The organism is Plantibacter sp. M259 (assembly GCF_006065115.1).
In the GTDB taxonomy this organism is placed as follows: Bacteria; Actinomycetota; Actinomycetes; order Actinomycetales; family Microbacteriaceae; genus Plantibacter; species Plantibacter auratus.
Genome location: NZ_CP040750.1, coordinates 2804958 through 2819736, shown reverse-complemented (window position 1 = coordinate 2819736; position 14779 = coordinate 2804958). Strand labels below are relative to the sequence as shown.

18 protein-coding genes are annotated in these 14779 nt (G+C 69.3%); 8 read left to right on the top strand and 10 right to left on the bottom strand.

Translation table 11 applies throughout. The annotated features are described in order from the left end of the window. Positions 1-97 precede the first annotated feature (97 nt). Genes FGL15_RS13235 through FGL15_RS13225 form a run of 3 tightly spaced genes read right to left on the bottom strand, consistent with a single transcriptional unit; the run spans position 98 to position 2414 of the window. Positions 98-1750, bottom strand: a complete 1653-nt coding sequence (locus FGL15_RS13235; protein ID WP_138946388.1) for a hypothetical protein — start codon at positions 1748-1750, stop codon at positions 98-100. Continuing rightward, positions 1747-2142 carry a hypothetical protein gene (locus tag FGL15_RS13230; RefSeq protein WP_138946387.1) on the bottom strand — a complete coding sequence of 132 codons (396 nt, stop codon included), beginning with the start codon at positions 2140-2142 and terminating at the stop codon, positions 1747-1749. Before FGL15_RS13230 ends, FGL15_RS13235 begins: the two co-directional genes overlap by 4 nt. Continuing rightward, the gene (locus FGL15_RS13225) at positions 2139-2414 is read right to left on the bottom strand and encodes a hypothetical protein (RefSeq protein WP_138946386.1); all 276 of its coding nucleotides are present in this window, start codon (positions 2412-2414) and stop codon (positions 2139-2141) included. Before FGL15_RS13225 ends, FGL15_RS13230 begins: the two co-directional genes overlap by 4 nt. A 205-nt stretch (positions 2415-2619) precedes the next feature. Between FGL15_RS13225 and FGL15_RS13220 the strand changes: the two genes are divergently transcribed. The 3 genes from FGL15_RS13220 to FGL15_RS13210 all read left to right on the top strand — a co-directional run bounded on the left by FGL15_RS13220 (position 2620) and on the right by FGL15_RS13210 (position 4888). After that, positions 2620-3234 (top strand): hypothetical protein, encoded by a 615-nt coding sequence (locus tag FGL15_RS13220; protein WP_138946385.1) that lies wholly within the window; start codon positions 2620-2622, stop codon positions 3232-3234. 170 nt (positions 3235-3404) lie between these two features. Further along, positions 3405-4262 carry a DUF4097 family beta strand repeat-containing protein gene (locus FGL15_RS13215; RefSeq protein ID WP_137242313.1) on the top strand — a complete coding sequence of 286 codons (858 nt, stop codon included), beginning with the start codon at positions 3405-3407 and terminating at the stop codon, positions 4260-4262. After that, positions 4259-4888: a PadR family transcriptional regulator gene (locus FGL15_RS13210; RefSeq protein ID WP_138946384.1), complete on the top strand. Its 630-nt coding sequence runs from the start codon at positions 4259-4261 to the stop codon at positions 4886-4888. The genes FGL15_RS13215 and FGL15_RS13210 overlap by 4 nt, the downstream gene beginning before the upstream one ends. 87 nt (positions 4889-4975) lie before the next feature. Here FGL15_RS13210 and FGL15_RS13205 read toward each other — a convergent pair whose 3' ends face one another. After that, the gene (locus FGL15_RS13205) at positions 4976-5482 is read right to left on the bottom strand and encodes a septum formation family protein (RefSeq protein ID WP_229940073.1); all 507 of its coding nucleotides are present in this window, start codon (positions 5480-5482) and stop codon (positions 4976-4978) included. A 261-nt stretch (positions 5483-5743) separates the two neighbouring features. Between FGL15_RS13205 and FGL15_RS13200 the strand changes: the two genes are divergently transcribed. Then, positions 5744-7747, top strand: coding sequence for an APC family permease (locus FGL15_RS13200; RefSeq protein ID WP_085511822.1), 2004 nt, complete (start codon positions 5744-5746; stop codon positions 7745-7747). 33 nt (positions 7748-7780) lie between these two features. On the opposite strand, the gene FGL15_RS13195 is transcribed toward FGL15_RS13200, so the two are convergent. Continuing rightward, complete coding sequence (locus FGL15_RS13195; RefSeq protein WP_240773541.1) at positions 7781-8596, bottom strand: helix-turn-helix domain-containing protein; 816 nt, start codon at positions 8594-8596, stop codon at positions 7781-7783. A 66-nt stretch (positions 8597-8662) separates the two neighbouring features. On the opposite strand from FGL15_RS13195, the gene FGL15_RS13190 reads away from it, so the two are divergent. Together FGL15_RS13190 and FGL15_RS13185 are read left to right on the top strand one after the other, a co-directional pair. Further along, positions 8663-9190 (top strand): glyoxalase/bleomycin resistance/extradiol dioxygenase family protein, encoded by a 528-nt coding sequence (locus FGL15_RS13190; protein WP_138946382.1) that lies wholly within the window; start codon positions 8663-8665, stop codon positions 9188-9190. Positions 9191-9202: 12 nt separating this feature from the next. Beyond that, complete coding sequence (locus tag FGL15_RS13185; RefSeq protein WP_064294214.1) at positions 9203-9493, top strand: hypothetical protein; 291 nt, start codon at positions 9203-9205, stop codon at positions 9491-9493. A 69-nt stretch (positions 9494-9562) separates the two neighbouring features. On the opposite strand, the gene crcB is transcribed toward FGL15_RS13185, so the two are convergent. Genes crcB through FGL15_RS13165 form a run of 4 tightly spaced genes read right to left on the bottom strand, consistent with a single transcriptional unit; the run spans position 9563 to position 11484 of the window. After that, on the bottom strand, positions 9563-9943 hold the full coding sequence (gene crcB / locus FGL15_RS13180; protein WP_138946381.1) for a fluoride efflux transporter CrcB: 381 nt from the start codon (positions 9941-9943) through the stop codon (positions 9563-9565). Further along, positions 9940-10317 carry a CrcB family protein gene (locus FGL15_RS13175; protein WP_138947314.1) on the bottom strand — a complete coding sequence of 126 codons (378 nt, stop codon included), beginning with the start codon at positions 10315-10317 and terminating at the stop codon, positions 9940-9942. Before FGL15_RS13175 ends, crcB begins: the two co-directional genes overlap by 4 nt. 53 nt (positions 10318-10370) lie before the next feature. Further along, complete coding sequence (locus tag FGL15_RS13170; protein WP_138946380.1) at positions 10371-10895, bottom strand: universal stress protein; 525 nt, start codon at positions 10893-10895, stop codon at positions 10371-10373. A gap of 4 nt (positions 10896-10899) precedes the next feature. After that, on the bottom strand, positions 10900-11484 hold the full coding sequence (locus FGL15_RS13165; protein WP_138946379.1) for an HhH-GPD-type base excision DNA repair protein: 585 nt from the start codon (positions 11482-11484) through the stop codon (positions 10900-10902). Between the two features lie 207 nt (positions 11485-11691). Here FGL15_RS13165 and FGL15_RS13160 point away from each other — a divergent pair, with 207 nt between their 5' ends. Together FGL15_RS13160 and FGL15_RS13155 are read left to right on the top strand one after the other, a co-directional pair. Then, the gene (locus tag FGL15_RS13160; protein WP_064294210.1) at positions 11692-11907 is read left to right on the top strand and encodes a DUF3073 domain-containing protein; all 216 of its coding nucleotides are present in this window, start codon (positions 11692-11694) and stop codon (positions 11905-11907) included. Positions 11908-12041: 134 nt separating this feature from the next. After that, on the top strand, positions 12042-13226 hold the full coding sequence (locus FGL15_RS13155) for a 2TM domain-containing protein (protein WP_138946378.1): 1185 nt from the start codon (positions 12042-12044) through the stop codon (positions 13224-13226). A 69-nt stretch (positions 13227-13295) separates the two neighbouring features. Here FGL15_RS13155 and purF read toward each other — a convergent pair whose 3' ends face one another. Next, entirely contained in the window at positions 13296-14753 is a 1458-nt protein-coding gene (gene purF / locus FGL15_RS13150; RefSeq protein ID WP_085511828.1) for an amidophosphoribosyltransferase, read from the bottom strand. Positions 14754-14779 lie beyond the last annotated feature (26 nt).

Genomic DNA, 14779 nt, shown 5'->3' with positions numbered 1-14779 from the left:
GCCACCCCACGCGGTCCCTAAGCCACCCCACGCGTTCCCTAATCCACCCCACGCGTTCCCTGAGTCACTCCACGCGGTCCCTGAGCTTGTCGAAGGGTCAGCTCGGGTTCACGACGGCGTAGATCTGGTTCCAGTTCGCGAAGCCGGTGACCGGGTCGTCCGAGCCGTTCAGCATGATGTCCTCGTTCACGGAGTTCGTCTCGCCGGTCGACGGATCGTAGATCTCGTAGTCGCCGTCGTGGAAGCCGATGATGAGTACGTAGTGCTGCGGGATGGTGTTGTCGCTCGGGCCGACGAGGAGCGGGACGGGCGTCCCGTCGTTTGCTGCCGCCGCGGCCTCGGTGAGTGCCGCCCCTCGGCCCGAGTCACCACCCAGGGCGTTGGTCCAGTCGATGTGGTAGTCGGTACCGGTGCGGTCCGACTCGTCGACCGCGCCACCGGGCGCCGTGCCCGCGACGTTCGGGTAGTCGATCGGGCCGGGGAACAGGTCGTTCGCGCGGTCCTGGACGGCCTGCTGCAGGAACGTCATCCGATCCTCCGTGTCCAGACCGGCCGCGTCGGCGAGGTCGAGTCCCCGGAGGTAGTCGGGCACGTGGCCGTCGAGGAACTCGCCGGTCTGCAGCCAGTAGGCGAGGAACGGGTCCGACTGGGCGGCGAGCGTGATGAGCGTCGTCGACCCGCAGGTCTTGTTGTTGTACTGGTCGAAGGTCTCGCCGTTCACCGTGGCGTCCCCGTTGTCGCCGACGCCGAGGTTCGTGAGCTCGTCGATCATGCGCTGGCGTTCGCCGGGCGGAGCGTTCTTGATCGCGTCGGCGAGGGCGAGCACGGAGGAACTGCCCGCGCCGGTGGCGATCGCACTCATGAGGAGGGCGCTGACGGCAGGGTCGCCGGACTCTTCCATCGCCGCGAGGATGCGTTCCCGTTCGTCGTCGCTCATCGCGTTCCAGTTCTGGACGTAGTTCGCCCACTCCGTCTCGGAGAGGACCGAACTGTCGGGGTCGCCGTTCGGGAACTGCGTCCGCGAGACGAGGACGTCCAGCCGCGTCTGGCCCACGGGCACTTCGACGCCGGCGAGCACGGCGTAGCCCTCGGAGTCCGACAGTGCCCGCTGCAGCGCCTCACCGGCCGCCCATGCATCGTCGTAGGCCTCGTGGCAGACGGATACGCCGTCGAGGATCTGACCGGCTCCGCGGACGAGGTCCGAGATCACCCCGGCGACCTCTCCTGCTCCGGTGATCGGGTTCGTCATCGCCCACGGGTTCACGGAGATGTTCCCGATGGTCCGGTGGCCGTCGCGGATGCTGTCGGCACCCGGCTGGTGGGCCGTGCGCGCGGAGGTCATGGCGTCCGCGTAGTCGCGGAGACCGGTGGCCCCGGTCCGGAGCCCCTCGATCTCGCTGCCGACGAGGGTGTTGACGGACGCCAGGACCTGCGTCGCGCTCGCGCCGGTCACCCCGACGAGTGCGTCGGGCAGGCTCGACGCGGTGACGGTGGAGAGCGTGGTCTGGATCGCCTCCGCGGCGAGCACCGCGCTCTCGTACTGCTCCGCGAGCCCGTCGATGGTGGCCGGGTCACCCGGCGGTGGGGTGTCCGCGAACGTCGAGGATCTGGGGATGAGCCCGACTGCGCGATCGACGAACGAACCGATCGAGGTGATGAAGCTCAACGGGTCGCCGCTCAGCGAGCCGATGAAGGTGGCGAGCACGTCGATCTCGGCTGAGCTCTTGGTGCGGAGGTCGGAGAGGTTCATGGTCGGTCCCCGTTTCCGACGGTGCCACTGGTCACGGCGAGTCCGGAGAGGAGCCGCAGGACGACGGTCTGCAGCCTGGCGACCGCGCGCAGTTCGGCGGCGGTCTCCGCACTGTCGGCTCCTCGGCGACGCGCGTCGATGAGGGCGTCGAGCAGCACGGCCCCCGCCTGCTCGTCCGTCAGCATGCCGGCACCGAGGCCGATCACGGCGTCGAGACCGGCCGTGCGGACCACACTCGCGACCTGCTCGGTGACGCCGGCGGGGACGCCGGCTCCTCGGAGTTCCGCGGCCAACGACGCGACCCGTGCGCCGGTCTCGGCCCGCTCGGCCGCATCACGGCGATCGGGCTGAGCAGCGGTGCGTGGCCGAGCCAGCGGCGACGGCGCGGTCATGAGGCGTCCTCAGCGAGCGCCGCGTCCGTACCGGCCATCGTGTCCGCGACGTTCTGCATCCACCGCGCGAAGTCGTCGAGCGTCTTGCCCGCCTCTGTCATCTCGGTCCGCCACGTCAGTTCGAAGGCGGCGGCGTTCGAAGCCACCTGCTCGTCGAGGAACGACGTGTCGAGGCACGTGGAGAACATCCCCGTCGCGCTCGAGGCCGCCCCGGCGACCGCTTGGACGACCGCCGCCAGGCCCGCGTCGTCCACCTGCATCGTGCCACTCATGGGTCCCCACTCTCCGGTGCTGCTCGCGCTGCCCGGCCGAGCCCGGTGATGCGCCTGATCCGATGGTTCCACCTTGTCCCAGGCGGCTCCCCAAGACGATGGGCAGCACTCCCCATCACTCGGTGGGCGTCGGACGTGGCGCATGTCGGGGCGTCGGTTACGGTGAGGGAGACGCGTCCACCCGGGCGCCGCGGAAGGGGCCGTCATGCAGCAGATCCATCGTCGCCTCGCGACCGTGTCACTGACCATCCTCGCCACCGCGCTCTGTTGCACGGGATGCGGCCTGTCGGCGACCCCCGTCGTGGCGGACGAGACCGACGACGCCCGGCTCACCGCACTAGCCGATGATCCGCTCTTCACCCACGGCAGCGTCACCGGGCCACGGGTTCCGGACACCTCTGCCAACGTCAGCGTGCAACGCGGGGCGGTCACGGTCGAGGACCTCTGGCCCTCGGACGTGACCGCGGAACCAGGACCGAGCGGACCCGCCTGGCCTGCCGCCACCGCCATGTTGGTCCAGCTGCGCGAAGCAGGGTGGCGACCGGTGGCCGTCTCCTGCGAGCTGGATCCGTCGTCGGGGTTGGAGGGCGCGACGGTGTACGCGACGAAGGAGTTCGACGACTTCACCGCTGCGCTCGAGGCCGAGGTGAGGCCTCCGTCCTCGAAACTCGTCGGGTACGTGCCCTTCCATGCGGAGGCCGACGACCCCTGGTCGGCGCACTCGGAGGTCCCGACCGGTTCGAGTTGCCTCGACGGCGATGGGCCGCCGAGCGACGAAGGGTCCGTCCCCGACGACCTGGCCATCGCTCCCTGGTACTGAGCCTCCGCCGCTACAGACCGACGTGCGCCTCGGCGACCGCCCGGTCGCCGATCCCAGGGTCGACTCAGGGCGATCCCGGAGGTTTCAGGGGTTGCCACGCGCCGACACGCGATATATCGTGAATTCCAGTTCAACGCGATATATCGCGATCACTCGGAAGGAACCGCACCATGGCACAGGAGAAGTGGATCATCGCTCCCGGCGAGAGCCGCATCATCGACCTCGAGCTCGTGAGACGACTCAAGGTCGGCCTCATCGGCGGCCAGGTCGACATCATCGGACACGACGAGCCCGGCGCCCGCATCGAGGTCGGGGCCGTCACCGGCAAGGACCTCAAGATCACCATCGACGGCGACGTCGCCGAGATCGACCACCCGCAGCTGCGCTGGGACAACTTCCTCGAAGTGTTCTCGAACTTCGGCGCCAACCGCGCCACAGCCCAGGTCAGTGTCCTCGTCCCCCGCGACATCGCCCTGACGTTCGGTGTCGTCAGCGCCAGCGGACTGGTCGCGGGCCTCACCGCAGACGCCAAGCTCAACACGGTGTCCGGCGACCTCGTGGCCGACCGCATGACGGGGCGACTGGACCTCAACTCGGTGAGCGGCGAGCTCACGGTCCAGAACCACACGGGTCGCATCCAGGCGCACACGGTCTCGGGCGACGTCACCGTCTCCGGCGACATCACGCGCGCCTCGATCGACGGCGTCTCCTCCGACCTGCTCCTCGACATCCACGGTGCGTGCGAGCAGCTCGACCTGAACACCGTGAGCGGCGCGATCACGGTCCGTCTCGACGAGGAACTCGCCGCTCGCTACACCGCGAACTCGGTCGGCGGCCGACTGGCGATCGACGGCGTCGTCCTCAAGGGACTGCGCGGCGGCGGGTACAACTCGCACACCGGCGCCCTGTCCGGACAGTTCGCCGAGGTGCGCATGAACACCGTCGGGGGCGCGGTGACCGTCCTCCGCCGCCCGGCTGCCGAGCCGGCGGGCGCGGCCACCACCGCAGGGAGCGAGGCAGGCGCATGAGCCCCGTCTTCGCCCACGGCAGCCTGCGGCTGTACCTCCTGAGCCTGCTCGACGAGTCACCGAAGCACGGCTACGAACTCATCCAGGCGCTCACCGACCGCAGCGGTGGCACCTACAGCCCGAGCGCCGGCACCATCTACCCGCGCCTCGCGAAGCTCGAGGAGGAGGGACTCGTCACGAAGACGAGTGACGGCCGGAAGACCGTCTACGAGATCACCGAGGCGGGCCGGGCGGAGCTCGCAGCGCGGGCGGGCGAGCTCGACGGCATCGAGGACCAGCTCACCGATTCCGTCCGTCGTATCGCCGACGAGGTCCGCAGCGGGGTCACGGCGGCGATGAAGAGCCTCCGGGCCGATCTCGCCTCCGCCGCGCGCGAGGCGAAGCAGTCCGCGAAGCCCGGTCCGAGCTGGACGTCGACCGCCGAGGAGAGCGCCGACCAGAAGGTGCAGGGTCGCCTGGCGCTCCACGAGACCGACGTGTCGATCAACGAGTTCCGGCAGGCGGTCCGAGCCGAACTCCGCGAGCACGTCGCCCGTGGAAACGCGCTCGACGACGACACCGTGTCGGCGCTGCGTGCCGACCTCGTCGCCGTCCGCGACCGTCTACGCGAGCGCCTGCAGGGCTGAGCGCCCCGACACGCAGGCCGAGACACGGAACCGCCCGACCCCTCACGGGAGTCGGGCGGTTCCGTCGGTACGACGTGTGCGGTCGGCCTAGCGTGCCGCGCCGGCCAGCGAGCCAGTGGTCGCCGCGGAGTCGTAGATCACGCAGGTGACGAGCCGGTCGTCCACCCCGTTCCAGCTGGCCTCGGTCGGCGTGTAGTAGTTGAACTCGAGGCTGGAGTCCTCGTAGACGATCCCGACGAACGCCTGGAACTGCGCGTAGCACCCGTCGTCGGCCTGCTGCGTGACGGCCTCCTCGCCGGGCCACTCGTCGCCGGTCAGCGTGACCTCGCCGTACACCTCGTACTGGTGCGGCTCGGAACAGGGCACGGTCGGCACCTCCGTGACCTCGTCGGACGACGACTCGTCGTTCAGGCAGTCGCCGACCGAGAGGGTGAAGACGTCCGTCGTGCCTCCACCGACGATCTCGCCGGACTGCGCGTCCCGGGTCTCGGCTGGCTTCGGGAGGATGCCCTCCACGACACTGCAACCGGAGAGCGTCAGGGCCGCGGCGAGGGCGGCGAGGGCGAGCGGGAGGAGACGACGGCGAGCGGTCACGATGAGGGTCCTTGAGGTGGGTGGTCGATCACGAGCGGCTGTCCGGGCTCACAGCCAGGCAACAGCCGTCGATCAGGATATTGGTCGACCATCCGGGTCCGCCACTCCCCCGCTCGATGAACACTGCGTCACGGTCGGGTGACGATGCCTGTCCATCCAGCTCATCCCCGCTTGACTCCGGTTCCCGAAGGAGTAATATCGCCGCTCGTGACAACTGAGGGTCGAGAGCCCGGGATAGAACCACGATCGGCAAAACGCTGGTTGATCGGGGACCCGCTGCCGACCGAGAATCTGGAGGGCCAGCTCCTCCCCAAACGGCTCGCGCTGCCGATCTTCGCGAGCGACGCGCTGTCGAGTGTGGCGTACGCGCCGCAGGAACTCCTCATGATCCTGACGCTCGGCGGGCTCGCCTTCCTGAGCTTCGCGCCGTGGGTCGCGGCGTGCGTCGTGATCCTCCTCGTCGTGGTCGTCGCGAGCTACCGGCAGCTCATCAAGGCGTACCCGTCGGGTGGTGGCGACTACGAGGTCGCCCACCGGAACCTCGGCGAGAAGGCCGGCCTCGTGGTCGCCTCAGCGCTCCTCGTCGACTACGTCCTCACGGTCGCCGTGTCGGTGGCCTCCGGCGTCGACAACATCATCTCCGCGATCCCCGGGCTGAACCCGTGGCGCGTCGAGCTGGCCGTCGGGTTCGTCCTCGTCCTCATGGCCGTGAACCTTCGTGGCGTGCGGGAGTCGAGCAAGGCCTTCGCGATCCCCACCTACTTCTTCATCGCGAGCGTGCTCGTCATGATCGTCGCAGGACTCGCCCGCACGTTCATGGGCGACGCCCCGGTCGCCTCGAGCGCCGAGTTCACCGTGCAGGGCGAGAGCCTCACCCAGGCGGCATTCATCCTGCTCCTCCTCCGCGCCTTCTCCTCCGGGTGCTCCGCGCTCACCGGTGTCGAAGCCGTCTCGAACGGTGTCCCGGCGTTCCGTCGCCCACAGATCAAGAACGCCCAGAAGACGCTGGTCCTCATGGGCGGCACCGCGATCGTGCTGTTCGTCGGCCTGACAGCGCTCGCCCTCATCTCCCGCGTGCACTACGCCGAGAACGCCTGTCACCTCGAAGGGTTCGCGGACTGCGCGACGACGCCGCAGCCGAGCCTCATGGCCCAGGTCGCGACCGCGGTCTTCGGCGCGAACAGCATCCCGTTCTTCCTCATCCAGGCGGCGACCGCGTGCGTCCTGCTCCTCGCGGCCAACACCGCGTTCAACGGCTTCCCGCTGCTCGGCGCCGTCCTCGCGCGCGACTCCTACGCCCCCAAGTCACTCAACACCCGTGGCGACCGCCTCGTGTTCTCGAACGGCATGATCATCCTGGGCCTCGCCGCGTGCGCGATCCTCGTCGTCTACCAGGCGAACCTCACCCAGCTCATCCAGCTGTACATCATCGGGGTGTTCGTGTCGTTCACGCTCGGCCAGACGGGCATGGTGAAGCACTGGCTGCGGATGCTGCGGGAGGGCTGCGACAACCGCGGCTCCGTCTACCGCGGACTCGCGATCAACGCCTTCGGCGCCCTGCTCACCGCGAGCGTCCTCATCGTCGTGACGATCACCAAGTTCACCCACGGCGCCTGGCTCGTCTTCGTGCTCATGCCGATCCTCTTCGTCCTCATGCTCGGCGTGAACCGCTACTACCGCGACGTCGAGAAGGAGGTCGAGGTCGACCCGACCACGACCTTCGGCGCGACCGGGGACCACGCGATCGTCCTCGTCGGCAAGATGCAGAAGCCGATCCTCAAGGCGCTGGACTACGCGATCGCCGCGAAGCACGACAGCCTCGAAGCGGTCCACATGTCGATCGATCCGGAGGCCACGAAGCTGCTCGAGCAGCAGTGGATCGAACAGAACATCCACGTTCCGCTCGTCATCCTCGAGTCGCCGTACCGCGAGTTCGCGATGCCGCTCGCGAAGTACATCAAGGCGCACCGTGCCGAGCACGGCGCCGAGGTCGTGACGGTCTACATGCCGCAGTACATCGTCGGGCACTGGTGGGAGAGCCTCCTCCACAACCGGCGGGCGTCGCGGATCCGCAACCAGATCATGCTCGTCCACGGCGTGACCGTCGCCCTCGTGCCCTGGCTGCTCGACTCCTCCGAGCTCATCTACGGACGTCGGTCACGGCCACTGCCCGGCCAGGAACGACGTGGCGAGATCGTCCGCGTCAAGAAGCCGATCGAGCGGAAGCCGCACATCGACCGCAACACGGGGCAGCCCCGCTCCTGATCGGCCACGCGCTCCGGCGACGGCGGGCTGGCCTCATCCGCGCGGGTCGGCCTCCGCATCCCGTCGATAGGCACGGGGAGCGAGTCCGAGTACCCGTCGGAAGTCCGAACTGAGGTGGGCCTGGTCCGCATAGCCGAGGTCCGCCGCGACCTGGGCGATGGCCACGGAAGGATCCTCGCGGAGACGCTGCGCCGCCTCCTGCAGGCGGTAACGTCGGATGGTCGTCAACGGAGGCAGGCCCACGTGACGCTGCGACAATCGCTGCACGGCACGGACGGTCGAGCCGAGGCGTTCCGCCAGCTGGTCGACCCGGACGATGTCGCGATCGCCTGCGATGAGATCCTCCATCGCGTTGGCGAGCAGCGCTTCTTCGTCCGGCGGCGGCAGACGAGCTGCGCACCACGCGGCGCAGGCGGCCGCCGCCAGCTCCCGACCGGCTGAACCGTCGGGTGTCGCCATCGCCGCCGTCACCGCCGCCGACAACTCGGGAGCGTGGAACGGCACCTCACGATCGCGCAGCCGACTGGGATCGCGGACGAGCGTCGGAACGGCGGCCGGGCGTAACAGCATCCCCACCGCCCAACCGGACCCGACGAGGTCACGGTGGGAGGAGCTCGTCGTCGGCCCTGCGAGGTTCACCCCGTCCGGCCCCACCACGAGGTTCGACGCAGGGAACGGAAGCAGCTGCTGCCGCGAGATCCGTCCGTGCTCGAGCCGCCACTCCGGGATCCAGAACCACCGCACGAGTGCTGCCAGGTCGACGGGGGCAGCGATCCGGTGGAAGGTCGGGAGTCGCGCGGGGTACAGCACGCCCCGGCGATCAGCGACACCGTGATCGTCGTCCGGCACCGTCACCGCATCCTCCCGTCGTGAATCTTCAAGACGCGCCATCGGCTTCATCCGTACCGTCGGGGTATGGACGAACACACGCACTCCGGGATCGGCATCTCCGGCGACCACACCACTGACGGCATCCCCGACGGCTCCACGAGTCTCACACCGTTCCTCGTCGTCGAACGAGCGATGGACGCGATCGGATTCTACCGATCCGTGTTCGGGGCCCGCCTCGTCGACACCACCGAGGTCGGGGGCGTCATCGTGCACGCCGAGCTCGACTTCGGCGCCGGTCGCCTGCAGCTCGGCGAGCCGAATCCGGACTACGGCCTCGTGACGGCGCCGGACGGTGATGCGGACTGCTACTCGCTCGGCCTGTACTGCCGCGATGTCGACGAGACGGTCGCACGCGCTGAGGCGGCCGGTGCGATCATCCGTGAGCCTCTCGCCGACTTCGTATCCGGTGACCGGTACGCATCGATCCGTGACCCGTTCGGCGTCCGGTGGTCCGTCATGTCCCGCGTCGAGGACCTCTCAGAGGAGGAGAGCGCGCGACGGGTCGCCGCCTGGGCCGCGGCGGCATCGGGGTCGGGGTCGGCCGCAGACTGACAGACTGGTGACATGTTCACCTGGGGTCTCTCGCTGCTGTTCCTCGCGGCCGTCTTCGGGACGCTGTCGATGGTCCGCCTCATCGCCGCGAACCCGGACTCGCCGCTGCCGATGTGGCAGGGCCGCCCGCAGCGACTCCCGCAGTTCACGATCATCCTGCGCGGGCTGTCGGGCGGACTCGGCGTCTTCGGGGTCTTCCTGCTGTGGTCCGAGATCGGCTTCTGGAGCATCCTGCTGCTCATCGTCGCCCTCGGGATCCCGATCGTGCTGAACCTCCGGCACAACCGCCGCTTCGAGGCATAGCCGCCGTGTTCGTTCGCCCATCTTCGGGCGAACGAACGCTCATTCGCCCAGATTTGGGCGAACGGGCGGTCAGGCGAGGAGCGAACCGAGCCCGTAGCCGACCAGGGCTGCGACGACCGACGCGACGAGCATGCCCAACGCGTTCGTCAATCCGGCCCGGGAACGTCCGTCGTGGAGCAGCCGGACGGTCTCGATGCTCGCGGTGCTGAACGTCGTGTACCCACCGAGCAGCCCGCCGCCGAGGACGAGCCGCCACGCCTCGTCGACGACCCCGCCGAGGGCCAGCGCGGTAACGAGGCCGAGGAGGAGCGACCCGCTGACGTTGATGACGGTCGTGCCCCAGGGGTACGCGCCATTCACGCGGGAGCGGATGAGGCCGTCGACGACGAAGCGGGCAGCGGCGCCGACACCGCCGGCCGCCGCGATCGCGAGGAAGAGCCAGGGCGTCACGAGCGGCCACCGCCGATCCGTCGGGCGAGGACGATGCCGCCCCAGCTCGCGAGGGCTCCCAGCACGACGCTCCCCGCGGCGTACAGCACCCCCACCAGAGCGTTCCCCTCGATGAGGAGGACACTGCTGTCGGCCGCGAGCGCGCTGTACGTCGTGAAGCCACCGAGGACGCCGGTGCCGAGGAAGAGGCGGAGATCACGTCGACGGCCGTCGTCGGGTCCGCGTCGGAGGAGCGACTCGAGGAGGAGGCCGAGCAGGAAGGCGCCGACGACGTTGATGCCGAGGATGGCCACGGGGACACCGCCGATGGGCGGGATCGCGAGTGAGATCGCCTCGCGGGCGCCCGTCCCGATCGCGCCACCGAGCGCGACCATCGCGATCGTGGCGGGTTGGAGGTGCGGAGCCCGTGTCCCCGTCGGAGCGGCCGTCACCGCAGGTCGCCGGCGGGGGCGTCCCACAGCGGTTCGTCGGTGGCGCTCGGCGCGAGCGGGACCACGATCACCGGACGCGCCTGCCGGTGGGCCAGCGTCGCGGCGACGGAACCGTTGAAGAACTCGAGGATGCCCTTCCGCAGGCCACGCTCCCGGGTTCCCACGATGATCGCCCGCGCGGACACCGAATCGGCGAGCCGACCGAGGGCACGCGCCGGGTCGCCGGCGAGCTGGGTCAGCTCCCACGCGACGCCGGTGTCGTCGAGGAGACGATGCGCCGTCGCCTCGAGACCGGGATCGGCGGGTTCCGGCTCGAAGTCGTGCAGATCGGCGTCGAACGGCAGCGACGTGACGGTGCCGTCAACGTTCTCGACCACGACGAACCGGCTCGCATCGACGTGGGCGAGGACGAGCCGGCAGCCGAAGGCCTGAGCGAACGACGCCGCCTCGACGAGGACGGAGTCGGGTTGCCCCGGCGTGACACCGACCACGATCGCGGTACCCCGCTGCGCTTCGCTCATGTCGTCACTCCCCCTTCGCGCGCTTCGCGGCAGCCTTGGCAGCCTGCTTCGCCGCCCGCACCTGCGCGAGCGACTCCGGGTCGATGATGTCGGCGACGGACCGGAGGCTGCCGTCCTCGCCGTAGGGCGCCGACGCTTCCCGCCAGTCGGCCGCGTCGAGCCCGTACTGCTTGCCGAGGAGCGCGAGGAAGATCTTCGCCTTCTGCTCGCCGAACCCCGGCAGGGCGAGCAGGCGCTTCAGTATCTCCGGGCCGTCGGGCGCGTCGCGCGTCCAGATCGCCTCCGCGTCGCCGTCCCAGTCGTCGACGATCGCGGCGCAGAGCCCCTGCACCCGGCCGGCCATGGAACCCGGGAACCGGTGCACGGCCGGACTCGTCTTGAAGAGGGAGGCGAACGCCTCGGGTTCCTCCCGCGCGATGGTGGCCGCGTCGAAGGAACCGAGGCGGTCGCTGATCTTCAGCGGTCCAGCGAACGCGGTCTCCATCGGCACCTGCTGATCGAGCAGCATGCCGACGAGGAGGGCGAGGGGGTCGGTCGACAACAGGCGGTCGGCGTCCGCATCTCCGGTGATGTGCAGGGTTCCGGTCATGGGTCCATCGTCCCACCACTCGGTGTCCTGGCCCAGCCCCGTTCCATCGCGGTGCCGGCATCGGTGCCCGGCAGACCGTCCCCGTACGAGCGCCCCGTCCACGGGCGGCATGGTAAGCTCAACGCTAGTCTTTATCGTTCCCTGGTAGGCGAAAGCCCCGGACGCCCCGCAAGCGCGGCCGGTCAGAAAATCATGAGGGGGTCTCGCATGGGTCGTGGCCGTCAAAAGGCAAAGCACACGAAGATCGCTCGTGAGCTCAAGTCGTTCAGCCCGGACGTGAACTACAACGCGCTCGAGCGCGAGCTCACGGGGCACTCCGTCGACCACCCGGGCACGGGCGTCGACGAGAGCTACGACGACGAGATCGCCAAGTGGGCTGAATACGCCGAGAAGTACGCCGACGGTGAGGCGAAGGGCGCGTAGACGCGCCCTTCCCCCCGTTCCGGCGCGAGCCAGCATCGGCGGTTCGCCATCGCTCCAGCACCTCGCGGCTGGGTGATCTCTCAGACGAGTGTCGGCAAATGGAGTTCTCGCGGGGCGGAGACTAGCCTGGACGGATGAACACCGACGAACTCCGCGTTGCCGCCAAGAAGCGCCTGAAGGCGCAGCACGATTTCAAGCAGTTTCTCGCCGTCTGGGGTGCGGTCTCCGTCCTCCTGATCGTCATCTGGCTCCTCACCGGCGCCTGGGGATACTTCTGGCCGATCTGGCCGATCTTCGTGATGGGCATCGCCCTGGTCTTCGTCGGACTCGACGCCTACGGTCCACCCAAGCACATCACCGAGGACGCCATCGACGCCGAGGTCGCGCGCCTCGTGAACCAGCAGCAGCAGCGCGCTGCCGCCCGTGAGGCCTCCTCGCAGCCGAACCCCACGCAGGCACCGTACGCCGGTCAGAGCGGTTACGAGCAGCACCCGTACCAGGCGGGCCAGACCGGGCAGGCACCGGTGTACGACCCCGCACAGTACGGTCAGACGGCCGCCTACGACACCTCGCAGTACGCGGGTGGCCAGACCGGCGGCTACGGCACGCAGCAGACCCAGGGCGCCCAGGCCACGCAGCAGTACGGCGCCTACCAGGCCCCGTCGGCCGAGGCTCCGGCCTCCGAGGCTCCGGCGACGGAACCCACCTCGGACTGGGTGCGCGCCGCCGAGCCCACCCCGACCGAGCAGTTCGCCGCAGTCTTCTCCGGCACCGACCGCGCGCCCGAGGCCGCAACCGCGCCGAACACGTCCGCCGAACCGGCCGAGTCGATCGTCCTGGAGTCGACGTCCAACGGCGACGCGGAGACCGTCGCAGCCGCCGCCGATGAGACCGAGGCGCGCCTCGCGAACGACGAGACCGGAGCCGCCGACACGACCGGACGCGACGAGACCGTGTCGGCCACTGCACCGGCTGCGGCTGTGAGCGCGCCCCGCACCTCGACCAGCCGGTCGACGACGACGCGTTCGACGACGGCCCGGAAGCCCGCCGCGAAGACGACCACGGCGACGGCCGCGGGGACCACCGTCCGCAAGACGAGTTCGACGCGCGCCACCACCGGTTCGACGACGCCGAAGGCGGCAGCGGCCAAGACCACGACGCCGAAGACCGCAGCCTCGAAGGCACCGACGACGAAGACGACGGGCGCCGCAGCGAAGCCGGCCACCACGAAGGCACCGGCGAAGCCGCGCACCACGAAGCCGAAGGCGGCCCCCGCGGCCACGCCGGCGTCGCTCGAGCAGCCCGGTACGCCGGAGTAGCAATCGGTTCCTGAACGACGAAGCGCGCGATCCCCGAGGGGCTCGCGCGCTTCGTCGTTCAGGCGGGACTCAGGAGAGCTGCGAGCGCTCCACCCACTCGAGGTACTCCTCGGAGACGGTACCGGTGACGTACTCGCCGGTGAAGCAGCTCATCTCGAGGTCGCTGATGCCCGAGCCCTCGAGGATCGCGGCCTTCATGTCGGCGACCTCCTGGTAGATGAGGTTGTCGGCACCCAGCTCGCGGGCGATGTCGGGGATCTTCTTGCCGTGTGCGACGAGCTCCTGGCGGGACGGCATGTTGATGCCGTACACGTGCGGGTAGCGGACCGGCGGTGCGGCGGAGGTGAAGGTCACCTTGTTGGCACCGGCGAGACGCGCCATGTCGACGATCTCCTTCGACGTCGTCCCGCGGACGATCGAGTCGTCGACGATGAGGATGTTCTTGCCCTTGAACTCGGAGCCCATCGCGTTGAGCTTCTGGCGGACGCTCTTCTTGCGCTGCGCCTGGCCCGGCATGATGAAGGTGCGCCCGACGTAGCGGTTCTTGTAGAAGCCCTCGCGGTACTCGATGCCGAGCTTCTGGGCGACCTGCATGGCCGCCGGGCGGGAGGAGTCCGGGATCGGCATGACGACGTCGATGTCGCCCATCGGCGTGTACTCCGCGATGGTGTCGGCGAGCCGGTTGCCGAGACGCAGTCTGGCCTCGTAGACCGAGATGCCGTTCATGACCGAGTCGGGGCGCGCGAGGTACACGTACTCGAAGGAGCAGGGCACGAGCCGCGGGTTCTTCGCGCACTGCCGCGAGTACAGCTCACCCGACGCGGTGATGAAGACGGCCTCGCCCGGGGCGATCTCGCGGACGATCTCGTAGCCGCCGGCTTCGAGGACGAGCGACTCCGAGGCGACCACCCAGTCGTTGCCGACCAGGCCCGTCTGGCGCTTGCCGAGGATGAGCGGGCGGATGCCGAACGGGTCGCGGAAGGCGAGCAGGCCGTGACCGGCGATGAGGGCGATCGTCGCGTAGGAACCCTCGACGCGCTCGTGCACGTTCTCGACGGCGTTGAACACCTGGTCGGGATCGAGGTCGAGGCCGCTGATCTGTCCCTGTAGCTCCGTCGCGAGGACGTTGAGCAGCAGCTCGGTGTCGCTCGTGGAGTTCACGTGGCGGCGGTCGACGTGGAACAGGTCCTTGCTGAGCTCGCGGGTGTTCGTGAGGTTGCCGTTGTGGATGAGCGTGATGCCGTAGGGCGCGTTCACGTAGAACGGCTGCGCCTCGCTCTCGTTGGCGGCGTCGCCCTTCGTCGCGTAGCGCACGTGGCCGAGGCCCATGTTGCCGAGGAGCGAGCGCATGTCGCGGGTGCGGAAGGCTTCACGCACCTGGCCCTTGGCCTTGACCATGTGGAAGGTGCTGCCGTCGGCGGTGGCGATGCCGGTGGAGTCCTGACCGCGGTGCTGGAGGAGCAAGAGGCTGTCGTAGACCTGCTGGTTGGCAGGCTCGGTTGAGACGATGCCGACGATGCCGCACATGCGTGGGGACTCCTTGGGGTTCGTGC

What these genes read in the sequence shown, in the direction of transcription:
- FGL15_RS13235 (WP_138946388.1), bottom strand. Translation starts at nt 1,750, where the DNA reads ATGAACCTCTCCGACCTCCGCACCAAGAGCTCAGCCGAGATCGACGTG.
- FGL15_RS13230 (WP_138946387.1), bottom strand. Translation starts at nt 2,142, where the DNA reads ATGACCGCGCCGTCGCCGCTGGCTCGGCCACGCACCGCTGCTCAGCCC.
- FGL15_RS13225 (WP_138946386.1), bottom strand. Translation starts at nt 2,414, where the DNA reads ATGAGTGGCACGATGCAGGTGGACGACGCGGGCCTGGCGGCGGTCGTC.
- FGL15_RS13220 (WP_138946385.1), top strand. Translation starts at nt 2,620, where the DNA reads ATGCAGCAGATCCATCGTCGCCTCGCGACCGTGTCACTGACCATCCTC.
- FGL15_RS13215 (WP_137242313.1), top strand. Translation starts at nt 3,405, where the DNA reads ATGGCACAGGAGAAGTGGATCATCGCTCCCGGCGAGAGCCGCATCATC.
- FGL15_RS13210 (WP_138946384.1), top strand. Translation starts at nt 4,259, where the DNA reads ATGAGCCCCGTCTTCGCCCACGGCAGCCTGCGGCTGTACCTCCTGAGC.
- FGL15_RS13190 (WP_138946382.1), top strand. Translation starts at nt 8,663, where the DNA reads ATGGACGAACACACGCACTCCGGGATCGGCATCTCCGGCGACCACACC.
- FGL15_RS13185 (WP_064294214.1), top strand. Translation starts at nt 9,203, where the DNA reads ATGTTCACCTGGGGTCTCTCGCTGCTGTTCCTCGCGGCCGTCTTCGGG.
- FGL15_RS13175 (WP_138947314.1), bottom strand. Translation starts at nt 10,317, where the DNA reads ATGGTCGCGCTCGGTGGCGCGATCGGGACGGGCGCCCGCGAGGCGATC.
- FGL15_RS13170 (WP_138946380.1), bottom strand. Translation starts at nt 10,895, where the DNA reads ATGAGCGAAGCGCAGCGGGGTACCGCGATCGTGGTCGGTGTCACGCCG.
- FGL15_RS13165 (WP_138946379.1), bottom strand. Translation starts at nt 11,484, where the DNA reads ATGACCGGAACCCTGCACATCACCGGAGATGCGGACGCCGACCGCCTG.
- FGL15_RS13160 (WP_064294210.1), top strand. Translation starts at nt 11,692, where the DNA reads ATGGGTCGTGGCCGTCAAAAGGCAAAGCACACGAAGATCGCTCGTGAG.
- FGL15_RS13155 (WP_138946378.1), top strand. Translation starts at nt 12,042, where the DNA reads ATGAACACCGACGAACTCCGCGTTGCCGCCAAGAAGCGCCTGAAGGCG.
- purF (WP_085511828.1), bottom strand. Translation starts at nt 14,753, where the DNA reads ATGTGCGGCATCGTCGGCATCGTCTCAACCGAGCCTGCCAACCAGCAG.